The sequence below is a fragment of the Cypionkella psychrotolerans genome (genome assembly GCF_001294535.1).
Taxonomy (GTDB): Bacteria; Pseudomonadota; Alphaproteobacteria; order Rhodobacterales; family Rhodobacteraceae; genus Cypionkella; species Cypionkella psychrotolerans.
This window is the reverse complement of sequence record NZ_LGIC01000088.1, coordinates 77,617-95,828: the sequence shown is the minus strand read 5'-3', so window position 1 is coordinate 95,828 and position 18,212 is coordinate 77,617. Positions and strand designations below refer to the sequence as shown.

General features: G+C 59.8%; 16 protein-coding genes. 11 read left to right on the top strand and 5 right to left on the bottom strand.

All coding sequences use genetic code 11. From position 1 onward, the window contains the following. Positions 1–35 precede the first annotated feature (35 nt). The 11 genes from AKV04_RS23010 to AKV04_RS22960 all read left to right on the top strand — a co-directional run bounded on the left by AKV04_RS23010 (position 36) and on the right by AKV04_RS22960 (position 10,402). Positions 36–1,163, top strand: coding sequence for a mandelate racemase/muconate lactonizing enzyme family protein (locus AKV04_RS23010; RefSeq protein WP_054008749.1), 1,128 nt, complete (start codon positions 36–38; stop codon positions 1,161–1,163). Continuing rightward, entirely contained in the window at positions 1,160–1,924 is a 765-nt protein-coding gene (locus tag AKV04_RS23005; RefSeq protein WP_054008748.1) for an acetoacetate decarboxylase family protein, read from the top strand. Before AKV04_RS23010 ends, AKV04_RS23005 begins: the two co-directional genes overlap by 4 nt. After that, positions 1,921–2,874, top strand: coding sequence for a C-terminal binding protein (locus AKV04_RS23000; protein WP_054008747.1), 954 nt, complete (start codon positions 1,921–1,923; stop codon positions 2,872–2,874). Before AKV04_RS23005 ends, AKV04_RS23000 begins: the two co-directional genes overlap by 4 nt. A 66-nt stretch (positions 2,875–2,940) precedes the next feature. Next, a complete protein-coding gene (locus AKV04_RS22995) occupies positions 2,941–3,981 on the top strand; it encodes a rhamnose ABC transporter substrate-binding protein (protein ID WP_054008746.1) in 1,041 nt (346 codons plus the stop codon). A 57-nt stretch (positions 3,982–4,038) separates the two neighbouring features. After that, complete coding sequence (locus AKV04_RS22990; protein ID WP_054008745.1) at positions 4,039–5,538, top strand: sugar ABC transporter ATP-binding protein; 1,500 nt, start codon at positions 4,039–4,041, stop codon at positions 5,536–5,538. Continuing rightward, positions 5,538–6,554 (top strand): ABC transporter permease, encoded by a 1,017-nt coding sequence (locus tag AKV04_RS22985; protein ID WP_054008744.1) that lies wholly within the window; start codon positions 5,538–5,540, stop codon positions 6,552–6,554. The genes AKV04_RS22990 and AKV04_RS22985 overlap by 1 nt, the downstream gene beginning before the upstream one ends. Beyond that, positions 6,551–7,510 (top strand): ABC transporter permease, encoded by a 960-nt coding sequence (locus tag AKV04_RS22980; RefSeq protein ID WP_054008743.1) that lies wholly within the window; start codon positions 6,551–6,553, stop codon positions 7,508–7,510. The genes AKV04_RS22985 and AKV04_RS22980 overlap by 4 nt, the downstream gene beginning before the upstream one ends. After that, positions 7,507–8,223, top strand: a complete 717-nt coding sequence (locus AKV04_RS22975; RefSeq protein WP_054008742.1) for a FadR/GntR family transcriptional regulator — start codon at positions 7,507–7,509, stop codon at positions 8,221–8,223. The genes AKV04_RS22980 and AKV04_RS22975 overlap by 4 nt, the downstream gene beginning before the upstream one ends. A 1-nt stretch (position 8,224) precedes the next feature. Continuing rightward, positions 8,225–9,274 carry a Gfo/Idh/MocA family protein gene (locus AKV04_RS22970; RefSeq protein ID WP_054008741.1) on the top strand — a complete coding sequence of 350 codons (1,050 nt, stop codon included), beginning with the start codon at positions 8,225–8,227 and terminating at the stop codon, positions 9,272–9,274. A 1-nt stretch (position 9,275) separates the two neighbouring features. Then, positions 9,276–10,085: a sugar phosphate isomerase/epimerase family protein gene (locus tag AKV04_RS22965; protein ID WP_054008740.1), complete on the top strand. Its 810-nt coding sequence runs from the start codon at positions 9,276–9,278 to the stop codon at positions 10,083–10,085. A gap of 2 nt (positions 10,086–10,087) precedes the next feature. Beyond that, positions 10,088–10,402 (top strand): L-rhamnose mutarotase, encoded by a 315-nt coding sequence (locus AKV04_RS22960; RefSeq protein ID WP_054008739.1) that lies wholly within the window; start codon positions 10,088–10,090, stop codon positions 10,400–10,402. A 2-nt stretch (positions 10,403–10,404) separates the two neighbouring features. Here AKV04_RS22960 and AKV04_RS22955 read toward each other — a convergent pair whose 3' ends face one another. From AKV04_RS22955 to AKV04_RS22935, 5 genes are read right to left on the bottom strand one after another with little or no spacing between them, the layout of a single operon-like run. Next, positions 10,405–12,837: a GcvT family protein gene (locus AKV04_RS22955; protein ID WP_054008818.1), complete on the bottom strand. Its 2,433-nt coding sequence runs from the start codon at positions 12,835–12,837 to the stop codon at positions 10,405–10,407. Between the two features lie 7 nt (positions 12,838–12,844). After that, complete coding sequence (locus tag AKV04_RS22950; RefSeq protein ID WP_054008738.1) at positions 12,845–13,717, bottom strand: choline/ethanolamine kinase family protein; 873 nt, start codon at positions 13,715–13,717, stop codon at positions 12,845–12,847. Positions 13,718–13,725: 8 nt separating this feature from the next. Continuing rightward, positions 13,726–14,595: a dimethyl sulfoxide reductase anchor subunit family protein gene (locus tag AKV04_RS22945; protein ID WP_054008737.1), complete on the bottom strand. Its 870-nt coding sequence runs from the start codon at positions 14,593–14,595 to the stop codon at positions 13,726–13,728. Then, positions 14,595–15,332: a 4Fe-4S dicluster domain-containing protein gene (locus AKV04_RS22940; protein WP_054008736.1), complete on the bottom strand. Its 738-nt coding sequence runs from the start codon at positions 15,330–15,332 to the stop codon at positions 14,595–14,597. The genes AKV04_RS22945 and AKV04_RS22940 overlap by 1 nt, the downstream gene beginning before the upstream one ends. Beyond that, complete coding sequence (locus AKV04_RS22935; RefSeq protein ID WP_054008735.1) at positions 15,329–18,112, bottom strand: molybdopterin-dependent oxidoreductase; 2,784 nt, start codon at positions 18,110–18,112, stop codon at positions 15,329–15,331. The genes AKV04_RS22940 and AKV04_RS22935 overlap by 4 nt, the downstream gene beginning before the upstream one ends. Positions 18,113–18,212: the final 100 nt, after the last annotated feature.

Below are 18,212 nucleotides of genomic sequence, written 5' to 3'. Positions count from 1 at the left end.
GTCAAAGATAAAGCCAAACGCGGTGAGGGGGGAATATGACGAAAATAGCGCGGATCGAGCCGATCCCGATTGAATACCCCGATCCGAATGATTTCGGCACCATTCGGCGGACGGTTTTGGTGCGGGTTGAAACCGATGACGGCGTGGTCGGCTGGGGTGAAAGCATCGCGATGTGGCCCGAGGCGTGCAAGGCCACGGCTTTGGTGATCCGCGAAGGGTTAACGCCGATCCTGCTGGGCGAAGCGGTTGATATTGAAACACTTTGGGTGAAGATGCGCCGCCATGTCTGGTGGTATGGCGAGGGTGGCGTGGCATCCTTGGCGATCTCGGGCGTCGATATGGCTTTGTGGGATATCAAGGGCAAGATCGAAGGCAAACCGCTCTATGAGCTGTTCGGCGGGTTGAAGCATGACCGTTTGCTCGCCAATGCCTCCAGCCATGTCAACAAGAAGGGCGAGGCCGCCTGCGTCGCCGATGTCGAAGGCTTTTTCGCCAACGGCTTCCGCTCCACCAAACTGGGCTTTGCCAAAAAGGGCGAAAGCAATATCGGCGGCGACCCGGATGTGGATGTCTCCTTCATCCGCGCCCTGCGCTCTGCGCTCGGCCCCGATGCGGGAATTCTGGTCGATATCGGCAACGGCGTGCGTTGGGATGTCGATACCGCGATTTCGGTCGCCAACCGGATGCATGATCTCGGCATCGGCTGGTACGAAGAGCCGCTCTATGTCACCGATGACGCGGGCTACCGCAAGCTCCGTGCCAATACCAAGGTCCGCTTGGCCTCAGGCGAGCGCGAATTCACCGAAGCAGGCTATCGCCGCCAGATGGAATTTGTCCAAGCTGTCGACGTCTACGGCGTCGACCCCGCCCGCGTCGAAGGCATCACCGGCTTCCGCCGCGTCGATGCTTTGGCGATGCAATACGGCAAGAAAGTGAACGCGCACGCTTGGTCTACGGGTATCACAACGGCGGCGTCCTTGCATCTTTCCTTGGCTTCCCCCAACACCGAACTCTTTGAATTCAAACCCTTCCCGGTGATCGTGCAGGACGAGTTACTGGCCGAGAAAATCTGGCATAAAGACGGCTGGGCCTATCCAATCCACGCCCCCGGTCTTGGCATAGAGGTGCAAGAAGACGTTGTGCGCCGGATTGCGATGCAATGACTTTAGCGCCTCCCACCGAGGACGATATCCGCAAAGGCGGCTTCTCCACCCCGTGGGATGCGCCGATGATCCCGCCGTTTCCGTTTCGGTTTCGCAATGCCGAAATCCTGACGGTGTATTGGCGCACAGACCCGGCGGCGATGGCCTTCCTGCTGCCGCCGCCCCTGCGCCCGGAAGGCGATATCGCCTGCTGCCACATCTACAAGATGAACGACACCGATTGGCTTGGCCCCTATGCCGAGGCCAATGTGATGTTCGGCGCGTCTTTTGAAGATCGGCAAGGCGCCTATTCGCCCTATCTGGTGCTGTCCTCGGATGTCGGTGTCACCCATGGTCGCGAAATCCATGGTCAGCCGAAAAAGCTAGGCAAACCAACGCTTGAGGCGCGCGGCGATCTGTTCGTCGGCACCGTTGAACGCAACGGCATTGACGTGCTGACCACCACCTTGCCCTACAAACAACGCCCCTGCGACCCGGCCCGCCTGAAGCCCTATTTCGACTTTGCCACCAACCTGAACCTGAAAGCCATCGACCACATCGACGGCACCCCGGCGATCCGCCAACTCACCTCGCGTAAGCTGTCGGATGTGGTGGTGCATGAATGTTGGGAAGGCCCCTGCACGGTGGAACTGCGCGCCAATGCACAGATGCCGATCTTCCGCCTGCCCGTGCTGGAACCCTTGCAAGGCTTCTACTGGCGCGCCGATTTCACCCTCGTCCCCGGCGAGATCATTCACGACTACCTAAAGGTTCACCCATGAAAGTCGTCGTCACCGACTACACCTTCCCCGCGTTGGATCAAGAATCCGCCGCGGCCCGCGCGGCCGGAGCCGATTTCGCAGCACATCAATGCAAATCCGCCGAGGAAGTCGCTGCAGCCGTTGCCGGAGCCGATGTCGCTGTGGTGCAATTCGCCAGCTTCGGCCCCGAAGCCGCCGCCGCCGTCAAACCGGGTGCCACCGTGATCCGCTACGGCGTTGGCTATAACAACATCGACCTCGCCGCCTGCGCCAAACACGGGCTGCGCGTCGGCTATGTCCCCGACTATTGCGCTGATGAGGTCGCCGACCACACCGCCGCCGCCGCATTGACCTTGCTGCGCAAACTGGTGGCGATGGACAATTCGGTGCGCCGAGGCGAATGGGCAGCAGTGAAAATCGCCAAGCCAATGAAACCCTTCAATAAAACCAACTTCGGATTCTTTGGCCTTGGCAACATCGGCCGCGCCGTACATGCCCGCCTGAAGGGCTTCGGCTTTCAATTTCTCGCCGCCGATCCCGGTCTGACCGAGGCACAAGCGGCGGAAATGGGCGTCCGTAAAGTCACTCCCGACGCCCTGCTGCGCGAGGCCGATATCATCAGCCTGCACGCCCCGGCGACGGCGGAAACCACCGAATATTTCAACGCCACCCGCCTGAAAACCATGCAGCCGCATGCGATGCTGGTAAATTCTGCCCGAGGTCAGTTGATCAACGAATCCGATCTGGCCGCAGCCCTCACCGCTGGCACCATCGCCGCCGCCGCCCTCGATGTGTTCCATGTGGAACCTTTGCAGGCCGACAGCCCGCTCCGCACAGCCCCGAACTTGCTGCTGACCCCGCACGCCGCTTGGTATTCCGAAGCCGCGATCCATCAGCTGCAATATCTGGTGGCCCAAGACATCACCCGCGCGCTTGCAGGCCAAGGCCCGCGCAAACCTGTTCCACACTAACCCACGGGCGACCAAGGGAAATAACCCGGCACGGGGTTCGTGCCAGCCAAATCTGGGAGGATTACAATGAAACACGTTCTACTCGGCGCAGCCGCAGCCCTGATGCTGACAACCGCGAATTTCGCCTATGCCGACACCATCAAACTAGAGCCCGGCAAAGAAACCAACATGGTTCTGCTGCCGAAATTCCTTGGTATTCTGGTGTTCGATCAGGCCAATGAGGGCGCGCAGGAAGCCCACAAAGAACTCGCCAACCCCGGCAAACTGGAATTCACCGGCCCTACGCCGGAAAATTCCACCGCTGGCCAAATTGAGATCATGACCACCGCCGGCACCCAAAAACAGGGCGCGGTGATGCTGTCGAACAACGCGGGCGACCAGATCGTGCCCTCGGCAGAAGCCGCCCAAGCCGCTGGCACCAAAGTCGTGACATGGGACAGCCCGATCCCCGGCGGCAAAGGCGAAAGCGTGTTCGTCGCACAGGTCGATTTCGGCTCGATCGGCACCGTGATGGCCGATATGGCGCTGAACATCCTTGGCGGCAAAGGTCAAATGGCCGTGCTGTCGGCGACCCCAGATGCCTCGAACCAGAACGCTTGGATCGAGTCGATGAAGGCCGCCCTCGCCGCCGATCCGAAGTATAAAGACATCGAACTGGTCGACGTGGTCTATGGCGATGACCAAGCCGAAGTGTCCTACAACCGCGCGCTGGCTTTGGTCGATAAATATCCTGACCTTGGCCTGATCATGTCGCCAACCACCGTGGGCATCCAAGCTTCGGCAAAAGCTATGCAGGATGAGGGTTTGTGCGACAAAGTTAAAGTGTCGGGTCTCGGCCTTCCGTCTGAAATGGTCAGCTACACGATGAACGGTTGTGCCCCGGAATTCGCTTTGTGGGATTTCCGTGATCTGGGCTACCTCACCTATTTTACCGCTTACGGTCTGGCCACGGGCCAGCTCAAGGGTGACATCGGCGAGACCTTTACCGCGGGCCGCATGGGTGATTACACCATTGAGGCCGATCCGGGCCGTGAAGGCGCCAAGCGCATCCTGATGGGGCCATTCACCGTCTATAACAAAGACAACGTCGAAGCCGCTGCAAAGTAAGGATTTTTCGCGCGGCCGGAGTAGATTCGGCCGCGTCCCTCTCGACGGATTGACCCTATGACCTTAGCCCCCACGATCGCGCTGCGCGGAGTCTCGAAGAATTTCGGGATGACCGCCGCCTTGACCGACATGACGCTGGAACTTTTTCCCGGCGAGGTTCACGCCATCGTCGGCGAGAATGGTGCGGGCAAATCTACCATGATCAAAATCATGACCGGCATTCACCAACCCTCCTCGGGCGCGCTGGAGGTTGACGGTGCCCCCGTCGTGCTGAACGGATCGAAAGCCGCCCGGTTGCGGGGAATTGCTGCAATTTACCAAGAACCGATGGTGTTTCCCGATCTGGATGTCACCGAAAACATATTCATTTCAGCCACTTCCGGTCTGTTCCTCAACCGCCCCGCCATGCGCCGCGCCGCGCGTGAACTCATTGCCCGTATCGGCATGACGCTGGATGTGGATCGCATCGCCTCGGGCCTGTCGCTCGCCGAACAGCAGGCCGTGGAAATCGCCCGCGCCCTCAGCCAAGACGTGCGCGTGCTGATCATGGACGAGCCCACCGCCAGCCTTTCGGCGCATGAAGCGCAGGAGTTGCGCCGCATCGCCCGCGCTTTGGCCGATGATGGCGTGTCCATCGTCTATATCTCGCACCGATTGGAGGAGGTTTTTCAGCTTGCGGACCGGGTTTCGGTGATCCGCGATGGCAAGCATATCTCGACCAAACGGATCGCCGACACCGATCCGCAAACCCTCATCGCCGAGATGGTCGGACGTGAGGTTGGCAATTATTTCACCAAGATGCCCTCGACCGCCACATCGGAAACTTTGCTGTCTGTGCAGGGCCTTAGCGTCGATAGTGTGTTTCACGACATCTCTTTCGACATAAAACGCGGTGAAATCCTCGCGATGGCGGGCCTGATCGGTGCACGTCGCACCGATGTGGCCTTGGCCCTGTTCGGGATGCTCAAAACCAGCGCGGAGACGGTCACCTACAAAGGCGCGCCTTTGAAAGTCACCTCGTCGCGGCAGGCGATTGACGCAGGCATCGCTTATGTGTCCGAAGATCGCCGCAAGCTGGGTCTGGCGATGGCGCTGCCGATCCGCTGGAACATCAGCCTTGCGACCTTGCAGAAATACCTGACTCCCATGGGTCTGATCAACACCCATGCCGAGATCGCAACCGCTTGGGACTACAAGCAAAAACTGAACATTCGTACGCCGAACACCGATATCGCCGTAGGCAATCTCTCGGGAGGCAACCAGCAAAAGGTGATGCTGGCGAAATGGCTGAACATGGAGCCCGACCTGCTAATCGTCGATGAACCCACCCGTGGCATCGACGTCGGTGCCAAAGCCGAGGTCCACGCCCTGATCCGCGCCTTCACTGCAGCAGGCGGCACCGCCTTGGTGATTTCCTCGGATTTGCCTGAAGTCCTCGCCCTCGGCGACCGTATTCTGGTGATGCGCGAGGGTCGTCAGATGGCGATCCTTAACCACGACGACGCCAGCCAGGAATCCATCATGGCACTTGCCACCGGACAAAAGGACGCCGCCTGATGGCTCTGCTTTCCCGCCTCTCCCCCGCCGCTTTGCGCATCCTTGCGCTGCTCGCGGTGCTTGCCATCGTCATTTTGTTCTTCGCCTCCCAGATCGAAGGCTACCTGAACGGCCGTCTGTTCAACCGAATTTCGTCGTCGGTGGCGATCATGGCGCTGATCGCCACTGGGCAAACCTTGGTGATCCTGACCCGCAATATCGACCTCTCTGTCGGCTCTGTTGTGGGCTTTACTGCCTTCGCCACCGGGTCCATCATCACCAACCACCCCGAGCTTAACCCCTTGCTTTTGCTGCTCTACGCCGCCCTCGTCGGCACCAGCTTTGGCATCGTCAACGGCCTGCTCGTGGCCTACGCCCGCGTGCCCTCGATCATCGTCACCCTCGCCACCATGGCGCTGTTTCGCTCGTTTCTCGTCGAATATTCCAACGCCAAATCCATCACGTCCGACAGCCTACCCGCATGGCTGACCGATTTCCCCAACCTGCCGGTGTTCTCGATCGGCAGTCTGGAATTCCGCGCCGGCTTCACCGCGAGCCTCGTCGTGGTGATCCTCGTCCACCTCTGCCTGACCCGCCTGCGGCCCGCCCGCGCGTTATTCGCGGTCGGCTCCAACCCCGAAGCAGCCGACATGGCCGGCATCGACGCCAAGCGCGTGGTTTTCGCCGCCTTCGCCCTTTCCGGCCTGATGGCGGGCCTTGCGGGCTTCATGTTCCTCGCCCGTTTCGGCAATATCACCGTGGTCGCGGGGCTGGGGTTTGAGCTGAAATCCGTCGCCTCATCGGTCGTCGGCGGCGTCAATATCTTCGGCGGATCGGGTTCGGTGATCGGCGCGTTCCTCGGCGCAATCCTCGTCGATCTGTTGGAAACCTCCCTCGTTCGTTGGGCCGTGGTCAGCGAGTTCTGGCGCGAAGCGGTGCTTGGCGCGCTCATCCTGCTCGCCGTCGCCACCGACACCATCCTGTCGCGCCGCCTCGCCAAACTCCGCGCCAAAAAATCCAAGGAGACTGCAAAATGAGCCGTCTGTTCAGCTGGGAAGGCTTCCTGTTCGCATGCCTCGTGGCGATCTTCACCTTCAACGCCATCGCTGCCCCGGATTTCCTTGGCATATCAAACCAAATCAACCTGTTCCAACTGTCGATTGAAAAAATCATCCTCGCCCTCGTGATGACCTTCGTGATCATTAACGCCGAGATTGACCTCTCGGTTGGCTCGATGATGGGGCTTTCCGCCTGCACCTTCGGCTATCTTTACCAAATGGGCGTCCCCGCGCCGCTGGTGATCCTGATCTGCCTCTGCATCGGCGTTGCAGGCGGCCTGTTCAACGGTTGGTTTGTCGCCCATTTGGGCCTGCCCAGCCTTGTCGTCACCCTCGCCACCCTGATCGGCTTTCGCGGCCTCGCCCGCGTCATGCTGGAAGATCGCGGCATCGGCAGTTTCCCCGATTGGTTCGCAGCCTTGGGCCAAAAGGGCTTGATCGGCCCGGTGCCCTTCGCCCTGATCGCCTTCATCGTGCTGTTCGTCCTGCTCTATATCCTGCTCGAACGCTCCGGTTTCGGGCGCAAAACCTATGTCATCGGCTCAAACCGTGACGTCGCCGACTTTGCAGGCATCGACACCGCCCGCCACAAGATCATCATCTTCACCATGTCCGGCACCGCCGCCGCTTTCGCAGGCCTGCTCTATGCCGCCCGCGTAGGGGCCGTGCGCGGCGATGTCGCTTCCGGCTTTGAGCTTGACGTGATCACCATCGTCCTCTTGGGCGGCGTCAGCATCTTCGGCGGCAAAGGCACCTTGATCGGCACCCTGCTCTCAATCCTGATCGTGCTAAACCTGCGCAATGGCATGGCGCTGCTCAGCATCACCGGCCATATCCAAACCGGGGTGATTGGCCTATTGTTGATCGCATCCGTAGTGATCCCGCGCATCAAACTCCCTACCCCTAGGTCCCTCAAGCCCGAGGTTGCAACATGACCGACCCGATCCGCATCGAATTTGAAACCCCGATTCAGCGCGAATCCGTCGCCGAAATGGTGGTCCGCCGCGTCCTCGACATGGTAAAATCCGGCGTGCTGAAAGCCGGAGACGCCCTGCCGCCCGAGCGTGATCTGGCGCTGTCGCTGGACGTCTCGCGCCCCTCGGTGCGCGAGGCGATGCGGGGGCTGGCGGTGTTGGGCGTGGTGAAATCGCGCCAAGGCGGCGGTGCGTATATCTCTGATCTTGGCCCCGATGCTCTGCTTGGCCCGATCCAGTTCTACCTGTCGCTCGAACAGATGAACATCCGCGAGCTTTACGACGCCCGCAGCTTGATCGAATCCGACGTCGCCCGCCGCGCCGCCGTCAACATCACAGACGCCGATCTGGCCCGGCTTGAGGCCGTCCTCACCGCCCAACACGACACCATTGGCGATGCGCTGGCCTTCCGTAAATCCGACTTTGAGTTCCACGAAATCATCTGGATCGGTTCCGGCAACGCTTTCCTGAAACGCATCGGCGAAACCTTGAACGTCATTGGGCTAGAGTTCCGCAAACGCGCCTCGGAACGCCCCGGCGTTCTGGATCAATCGCTGCAAGACCACCGCCGCCTTCTGGACGCCCTGAAAGCCCGCGACCCGGCAGCGGCGGCAGCAGCAGCCGAGGCGCATATGCAGAACGTTTACCAATCCACCGTTGCACAGGAAGATTAACATGGCGAAAATCGGAGTCGTCGGCATCGGCTGGTGGGCCTGCTTCAATCATATTCCTGCGCTGCAAGCCTCTGGCAACGTTGACAAAATCGCCATTTGTGATCTTGATCCAGCGCGCCTGCAACAAGTCGGCGACCAATTCGGCATCACCGCGCGCTACAGCGATGTGGCCGCAATGATCAAAGCCGAAGCCCTCGACGGCGTGATCATCTCCACCCCCCACGTCGCCCACACCCGCCCCGCCATCGCCGCTCTGCAAGTTGGCGCGCATGTTCTGGTCGAAAAGCCGATGGCCACATCCGCCGCCGATGGCCGTGCCATAGCCGCCGCCGGAATTGCGGCCAACCGAGAAGTTCTGATCTCCACCGGCCTCAACTACACAAGCTTCACCGCCCAAGCCGCCACATGGGTGCGCAGCGGCAAAATCGGCCAGATCCGCCACGCCGTCTGCCAAATGGGCAGCGCGCTGGATGATCTGATGGCGGGTGAGCCGATGCTGGAAACCGCCAACCACCTGTTCCGTCCCCCGGCCTCGACATGGTCTGATCCGGCGAAAGCTGGCGGTTACGCTTGGGGCCAGATGAGCCATTCGCTGGCATGGCTCTGTCATGTCGCCGATGTGAAATTCCAATCCATCTACTGCCTTGATGGCAAATCAAAAACCGGGGTCGATTACTACGACGCCGCCGTGGGACGCTGCACCAATGGCGCGACCGTGGCCCTATCCGGTTCCTCCACCGTGCCGAAACAACGCGGCATGCACACCGACATCCGCCTTTACGGCACCGAAGGCGTCATCTGGTTTGATTGCGAATCCGGCCGCGCCCGGCTTGAACTGTCGCGTCTTGACGGCAGCAATGAAACCTACGCAATGGCCCCCGGAGAGGCCGATTATGACGGCACACTCCCCGTCACGCATTTCGCCGCCCTCTGCGCCGGACAACCCGTCGGCAACCCGGCAAACGGCGAAAATGGCGCCCGCGTCACCGAGGCAATCGCCGCGATGTATGCCTCTGCGGCCGCAGGCGCTGCCGTGCAGATCGAGGGTTAAGATGAAACTGTCACTTACGTCATGGTCGTTCCCCGCTTGTAATTTGCAAGAATGTGCCGCCATCAGCCGCGCTTTGGGCATCGGCGCACTGGATGTGGGTCTGTCTTACCGCTCAGGTCTTAACAAATCGGAAATTCTTGCCGATCCGAAAGCGGCGGCAGAGCCGCTGCGCAACCTCGGCGTCACCATCCCGAACTATTACCATCTGTTTGGCGAAGGCCTCAGCGGCCAAAACCTCTCCCTCCCCGGCACAATCTCCCTAAATATCAAAGATATAGACTCCGTTCTGGCCTTTGCCGATGCTGCCGATATCGCCTCGGTGTTCATCCTGCCCGGCATCATCAATCCCGGCCAATCCCGCGATCAAGCCGCCCAGCAAGCCACCGAATCGATCAAAGCCCTGCTGGAAGTCGCGACCCACCACAACGCCAAACTCTGCGTTGAGCCCCATGTGCAAAGTTGGGCCGAAAGCCCTGCCCTGACCCAACGCCTGATCGACCAGACCGGCATCGGATTGGCGTTAGATTACAGCCACTTCACCTGCCTCGGCTACCGCCAGGACGAAATCGACCCGCTCGCCAAACACGCCACCCATGTCCATCTGCGCCAAGCCAAAATGGGTCATTTGCAAACCAAATTCGCCCAAGGCACGCTCAACTTTCCTGCCATGTTTGCCACACTGCGCGATGCGGGCTATCAGGGTTATCTGGCGCTGGAAGCGGTCCATCAAGACTATATGAACACGCTCACCGAAGACGTGCTGACCGAAACCATCCTGCTGCGGGATTGTTTCCAGAATTGGAAAGGTTAACCATGCCCGGATACGCTTGGGTGCTGGAAGTCCGCCCCGGATACGAGGTTGAATACCTCAAGCGCCATGACGAAATCTGGCCCGAAATGTTGGAGACCCTGCGCGCAGCCGGCATCCGCAACTACAACATTTTCCGCCACGGATTAACCCTGTTCGGCTTCTTTGAAACCGATGATTTAGAGGCCACCAAAGCTTATCTGCGGACATCGCCCGTCGACAAACGCTGGGGTGAATGGATGGCCCCAATCATGAAAATCGAGATCGACCCCACCACCAACTACCCGTATTTGCTGCCAAAACAGTTCTACATGGCGTGATCTTACGCCTTGATCCGCGCCCCCGTCGGATCATAAAGCGCACCCAGATGCAGCTTGGCCGCGACCCGCTCTGACGCGACCTCCAGCTCATAGCTGCCGCTTGTCATGAACGTCTCGTCCACGCCCGCGTGGCGCACATAACCATAGCCAATCGGCTTGCCGATCGTGTGGCCAAACCCGCCCGAAGACAGCCAACCCACCCGCTCGCCATTGCGGTAGATTGTTTCCCGCCCAAGCAAAATCACCGAGGGATCATCGACGGTAAACGCCGCCAACCGCTTCTTAACCCCGCCCGAAAGCTGTGCTGCCAGCGCCGCACGGCCCAGAAAATCCACCCCGGATTTCATCTTGCAGGCCCAAAGCAAACCTGCCTCAACCGGCGTATGATCCGGCCCAATATCCGCACCCCAAGCCCGATACCCCTTCTCCAATCGCAAGGTTTCAATCGCGCGGTAGCCTGCGTTCACCACACCGCCGACCGCCATCAGCGCCTCATACACCGTCACTGCCGCATCGGTCGGCATGTGCAATTCCCAGCCGAGCTCGCCGACATAGGTCACCCGCAACGCCAGAACCGGGCAACCCGCCACCGAAACCTGCCGCGCGGTGCCAAATTTGAACCCCTCATTCGACAGATCATCCGGGCACACCCGCGCCAAAACGCGGCGCGCCTCCGGCCCCATCAGCGACAGCACCGCCGAGCCCGAGGTCACGTCGACCAACTGACAATTCCCGGTCAAATTGCGTGAAATCCAGTCGAAATCATGCGCCGCAAAGCCGGTGCCGGTGACAATGTAAAACTCATCCCAAGCTGTCCGAGCCACCGTCACATCAGCTTCAATCCCGCCGCGCGCGTTCAACAACTGCGTATAGGTCAGCCCCCCCACCGCCCGATCCACATCCCCCGCTGCAATATAATTCAATGCCTTGGCTGCATCCGGCCCTTTCAGCACAAACTTCGCGAACGAGCTTTGATCAATCAGCACCGCTCCTTCCCGGCACGCCAAATGTTCGCGCCGCACCTGATCCCACCAACCGGGGCGCTGGTAGGAATAGCAATCGACCGGTACTTCGCCAACTGACAGATCGGCGAACCAATTCGGGCGCTCCCAGCCCAATTTCTCGCCAAAACACGCCCCCGCCGCCTGCAAATGCCCGTACAAAGCCGAGCGTCGTGTCGGCCGCGCCGACTGCATTTCCTCAGACGGCCAAGCGATGGTGTAATGTTTGCCGTAAGCCTCCAGTGTCCGCGTCCGCACCCAATCGGTCGACTGATGCACACGGCCAAAGCGGCGAATGTCCACCGGCCACAGATCATACGGCGCTTCCCCCTTCGCCGCCCATTCCGCCAAAGCCATGCCTGCGCCGCCAGCCGAGGCGATGCCAAAGGCATTAAAACCTGCGCCCACATAGAAATTCTTCAACTCTGGTGCTTCGCCCAAGATGAAATTGCCATCCGGCGTGAAGCTCTCTGGCCCGTTCAACAGCTGCTTCACCCCCGCCGTCGCCAGCGCAGGCACCCGCGCAATCGCGTCCTCCATGAACTGGCTGTAATGGTCAAAATCCGAGGTCAGCAGATCGAAATGAAAGTCCTCTGGGATGCCCTTTACCGCCCAGGGTTTCGGGTTTGGCTCATAGCCACCCCAGACCAAACCACCGACATCTTCTTTCCAATAGGTCAGCCGATCCGGGTCGCGCAGGGTTGGCAGACCCGGTGTAACCCCTTCAATACGCTCGGTAATCATATACTGATGTTCCACCGAAACCAGCGGCACATTCACCCCCACCGAGCCCGCCAAAATTCGAGTCCACTGTCCGGCGCAGCAAATCACCTTCTCGCATTCCACCACGCCATACGGCGTTTCCACCCCCCGAATCCGGCCATTTTCAACGATCACCCGCGTCACCGGCGTGTCTTCAAAAATCTTCACCCCCGCCATCCGCGCGCCTTTCGCGAGGCTTTGCGTGATATCTGAAGGGTTCGCCTGCCCATCCGTCGGCAGGTAAGCCGCCCCAACAAGGTCCTCAATCGTCATCAATGGCCACAAATCCTGCGCCTCTTGCGGCGTCAGCAAGTGCATTTCCAGACCGAAAGATTTCGCCGTCGTCGCCTGACGTTTCACCTCCGTCCAGCGCGCCTCATTGCAGGCCAAACGCAGGCCGCCGTTCATTTTCCAACCGGTTTGCAACCCCGTCTCGGATTCAAGACGTTTGTACAACTCCACCGAATAGCCCAATAATTGCGTGATGTTAGCCGATGTTCTGAGCTGCCCCACCAACCCCGCCGCATGAAACGTCGTCCCCGAGGTTAGCTTTTTCCTTTCCAGCAAAACCGTGTCAGTCCAGCCCAATTTCCCCATGTAATAGGCGGTCGAGCAGCCAATAATCCCGCCGCCAATGATGACAGCTCGCGCGGTCGTGGGTAAGTCAACCATGTTATCCTCAAGCGGTTTCAAAGGCTGCAAACGCTGCCCGATAGGTGGAAAGATTTTGCGCAGTATAGGCGGCATAGTCGAAATTAATCTCGGAATATATCTCAGACACCATGCTCCACAGCGTCTCGCGCAGCGCCGCCGCCGCCTTCATCGCTTTGTATTTGCGCCATAAATCACCGTCTGGCGCCCGATCAAAATAGGCCCCCAGCATCCGCGCTTCTTGCGCCGCAGTCAGGCTAGTGTTCGCCGCCAGCCCGCCGAGATCAAACAATGGCGCGTTAAACCCGGCATAATCCCAGTCGATTAACCACATCCGCGTGCCATCATGCAGGAAATTCGCGGCAAGCAGATCGTTATGCCCAAACACCAAGTCAATCTGCCCCACCGCAACCTCTAGCAGCGCAGCCTGCGCCAACAATTCCGGCAGCGCCGAGGCATAGCCCGATCCCGCATCCCGCAGCGTCCCGGCATAGTCGCGCAGCACATGAAACACCCAGAACACCAGCGCAGGCCCCCGTAAATGCAGCGGAATTTCGCGATGTGCCCGCGCCACCAAGGCCAAGGCCTGATCCAGCACCGCATCATCGGCAAAATCCGCAGGCGTCATGGTGCGGCCCTGGATATGGGTTATCACCAGAGCCCCCGGTTCATGGTAAATCACCGCTGGTGATACTCCCGCCGCATGGGCCGCGCGGCTGGCCGACAATTCATTGAACCGCAAGATCTGGTGCAGCGGAATGTCGTCGCCGATCCGCACCACCACCTTTTGTGCATCATCTTCCACGATAAAGTTCAGATTGGTGATGCCACCGCCGAGGGGTTCCACCCGCACCACCCCTTGCCAGATCGGCAGATTTTGCACCCTTTGCAGCGGAGTCATCGCTCCTCCTAGCGTTTGCCGTAAAACAAGCCTACCACATGCTCGGCCTCTGCAAAGAACAACCAGCGGGCGGCCAAAGCGCCGATCAAATGGCATATCGCAGCCAAGGCAAAAGCCCAAACCTCGCCCGAAATCGCCAGCAAACCCGCCGGAATTACCGCCGCCAGCGCCAATGCAATCGCCCGTAATTTCTGTGCATGTTTGCGGCCCACCACGAAAATCATCTCGCGCAGCAGATAATTTCCCGCCGTATGCGCCTGCTCAAACACCGTCACGTCGCCGATCCGATCAAGCCCGGTCGCGGTGCCCAAAGTCTGTGCCCGACGCGCAAATTGGCCATCGCCCACCTGCCAAATCGCCAGCAACATCACGACCAGAGCAGCCAGAAACACTGCAGCAAAGCTTTGCCCCGCCAGCACCGCCCCCCCTGCCAGCGCAAAGCTTAAAAACATCACGGGTGTTAACCAATGATGCCAGCGCGGCACCGCTTTGATCTGCGTATAAATCATCGAAGTCGTGAACACCGTCAGCAGCGCCAACGCCCCACCAAGCCAGCCGAACGGGCGCGGCAGGCCCAAATCCAACCAATCCGACAGCGCCATCGGAGCCAACAATACCAAGGCCGCAACCGAAGCCCAAGCCTCGCGCGAAAGCCAGCTTGTCCGCCATTGCGTGAACGCCCGCCACGCCCGCTTTGGATTGCCCAAATGGAAGGTCGAGGCCAAAAGACCAATCACCGCAAGGCTATAGCCCAAGCCCCACCACAGAAAGGCCATGAGCCCGGACGGATGTGCAAAGCCAAACCCAAAGTAGAACAGCAGTCCAAACCCCGCCCCCGACAGCACCGAAAACACAATAACCGAAGGTGCCGGATGCATCAGATCTTCCCCAACACGCGGTCAAGCCATCCGGCAAAACCACTGGCCTTAATGTCCAACAGAGGTGCCAGAATGCTGGCATCCTGCCGCACATCCTTCTTACGTGGCGGCAGATAGCGGTTAACCGGTTTGGTCCCCAGATCGGGCATCAAAGCATAGCCCCCGCGCGCGGCACTCAAACGGCTGACCTTGCTGTCCGGGTCGGCAAAATCGCCAAAATGCCGCGCGCCTGTTGGGCAGCCGCGCACGCAGGCGGGCTCGCGGTCTTCTTCGGGCAGGTTTTCATTGTAAATCCGATCCACACACAGCGTGCATTTCTTCATCACCCCCGCTGCCGCGTCCATCTCGCGCGCGCCATAAGGGCAGGCCCAAGCGCATAGACCGCAGCCGATGCAGGCATCCTCGTTTACCAAGACGATGCCATCTTCGCTGCGCTTATAGCTGGCCCCGGTTGGGCAAACGGTGACGCAGGGCGCATCTTCGCAATGCAGGCAGGAACGCGGGAAATTTATCGTTTGTGCAGCGCCATCAATAGGTTGCACGGCATAGCTGTGAACCCGATTTAAGAATACCCCGGAAGGCTCTGCACCATAAGGATTTTGATCTGACAAAGGCACGCCATAGCCCTGATCGTTCCAGCCCTTGCAAGCCGTCACGCAAGCCTGACATCCGACGCAAGTGTCCAGATCGATTGCCAGACCCAGCCGCTTTTCTGTCGAAACGGGTAAACTGGTCATGCACGCTCCCCCCCTTGCGGCACCACGCGCGGGATCGGCGCGAAGCTTGGTTCAGATTGCGTCTTTGCGCCAACCCGCTCAATCCGCACCCGCAAATCGAACCACGCGGCCTGTCCCGTCACCGGATCAGAGTTCGACAGCCGCGCACCATCGCCCTTGTCCGGCAAAAGTTCGGAAATCAAATGGTTCAGCAAAAACCCCGTCGTGGCCTCGGAAGCACCCGCGTCCAACGCCCAAGCGCCCTTGCGTTTGCCAATCGCATTCCACGTCCAGACCGTGTGCTCGTTCAGTGCCGCCATATGCGCGACAGGCACTGTAATGCCGCCATTGGGCGAGATCACCCTTGCATAATCGCCCTCGACAAAGCCTTGCTCAACCCAGATTTTCGTCGGCAGATAGAGAAAATTCGTGCCCCGAATTTGCCGCAGCCACGCGTTCTGACTGCCCCAGGAATGATACATATCCATCGGGCGCTGCGTGATCGCGTGGATCGGATAGCCCCAGCCAGTGGCCTCCAGATCGCCAAACGGCGGATACCAGATCGGCAGCGGCTCCATCGCTTGTTTCAGCCGCGCGCGCAGGTGATCGGGCGGCTGTATCGGCCCCAACCCCTCGGCGGCCATCTGGAATTTGCGCATCGGTTCCGACCAGATTGAGAACAGATAGGGCTGCGGAGACTCGTAAAACGAGGTTTTTACCGCCCAATCCTGATAGGCCATATTCCACGGTTTGTAGAAGGCCCCCTCCTCCGGCACATGGGCTTGATAAAACCCGCCGTTTTCGATGTAGCGCGCCAGCTGGTCGGGGTTGGCATCACCGCGCCCCTCTGCCGTACCATCGCCGCGAAAGCCGATCAGCGGCCCGACGCCGGGGCGGCGAATGTGGTTCACGATGTAATCGGCGTAGTCCTTGTACTTCGGCGTGCCATCTTCCTTAACCATCGGCGCCAGCCCCAGCCGCGCGCCCAGATCCAGCAACACCGACTGGAACGGTCGCACATCGCGGTCGGGCTCCACCACTGGCCAGCGAATAGAATCCCCAGCCGCATCCGGTTCGGAAATCGGGCGGTCGAGCAGAGAAATGCAATCGTGCCGCTCCAGATAGGTGGTGTCGGGCAGGATCAGGTCGGCATAGGCCACCATTTCGCTGGCGTAGGCGTCGGAATAGATGATGCGGGGGATGACATATTCGCCATCCGGCGTTTTATCTGTTAGCATTTCCATGACCTTAGCCGAATTCATCGAAGAATTCCACGCCATATTGGCCATATAGAGAAACAGTGTATCGATGCGATACGGATCACCGGCATGGGCATTCGGGATCAGCATATGCATCAGCCCATGCGCCGAAAACGGGTTCTCCCACGTAAACGCCTTATCAATGCGCACAGGCGAGCCGTCTTCCTTCAACGCCAGATTTTCCGGCCCGCGCACATAGCCCAAATGCGGCCCAGACAGCGGCTTGCCCGGAGCAGTGACAAAATGCGGTGTCGGATGCGCCTCCATCGGTTTCGGATACGGCGGCTTCAGGCGGTAGCCACCCGGCACCTCAACCGTGCCCAAAACGATCTGCAACAGATGCAAAGCGCGGGCGGTTTGAAAGCCATTGGAATGCGCCGAAATCCCGCGCATGGCGTGGAAAGACACGGGCCGCCCCGGCATGGTTTCGTGGAAATCGCCGCGAAAATCCGTCCAGGATTGCTTAATCTCAATCGCCTGATCAAAGGCCACATGTGCCAGTTCGGCAGCCAAAGCCCGGATGCGATCTGCCGCAATACCACAGCGCGCGGCCACCGCTTCGGGAGCATATTCGCCGGCCAGATATTTCTCGGCCATATGCTGAAACACCGTCCGGTTGCCCTGATAGCTAGCCCCCAGATCAGGCTGCACGCCCTTGCCGTCCCAAGGCGCTGGCGCACCGGTTCTGCGATCAATCACAAAGGGTTGGCTCTCGGCATTCTTGGCGATCAGCCCCTTTTCCGGGCCATCCTCCACCACCAGCAAAGGCGCGTTGGTGTAGCGTGCCAGATACTCCAGATCGACCTTGCCCGCCGCAAGCAGACAGTGGATCAGCGACAGGATCAACAGCCCATCGGTGCCGGGCGTGATGCCCAGCCAGTCATCGGCGACCGCATTATAGCCGGTGCGAATAGGGTTAACGCCGATCACGCGGGCTCCGCGTTCTTTCAACTTGCCCAGACCGATCTTGATTGGGTTGCTATCGTGATCTTCCGCCACACCGAACAGCACGAACAGCTTGGTGCGCTCCCAATCTGGCGCGCCAAATTCCCAGAACGCGCCGCCGATAGTGTAAATCCCGCCCGCCGCCATGTTCACCGAGCAAAACCCGCCGTGGGCTGCATAATTCGGCGTGCCGAACGCCTGCGCCCACCAGCCGGTAAAGCTTTGCGACTGATCGCGCCCGGTGAAAAACGCCAGCTTTTCCGGTGCGGTTTCTCGCAACGGCTTCATCCAGGACACTGCCAAAGCCAAAGCCTCGTCCCAGGAAATCTCCTCAAACGCCCCCGATCCACGCGGCCCGACGCGGCGCAAAGGCGCGCGCAACCGCGACGGCGCCGTCACCTGCATGATCCCCGACGCACCCTTGGCACAAAGCACGCCCTTGTTGATCGGATGGTCGCGATTGCCCTCGATATAGCTGACGCGGCCCTCCTTCAGATGCACATTGATGCCGCAGCGGCAGGCGCACATATAGCAGGTGGTCTTGCGGATTTCGTCCGAAACCGGGGGCGAGGTGTCAATCTTCGGCTGAACAGTCATCTTCCCCCCAAGCGTCTACCGTCAATCTGGACGGAAGTTTTCCACCAAACAAGCCCGATTGCGACACAGGGTCACGACATTCGCCGCAATCTCGGAAAAA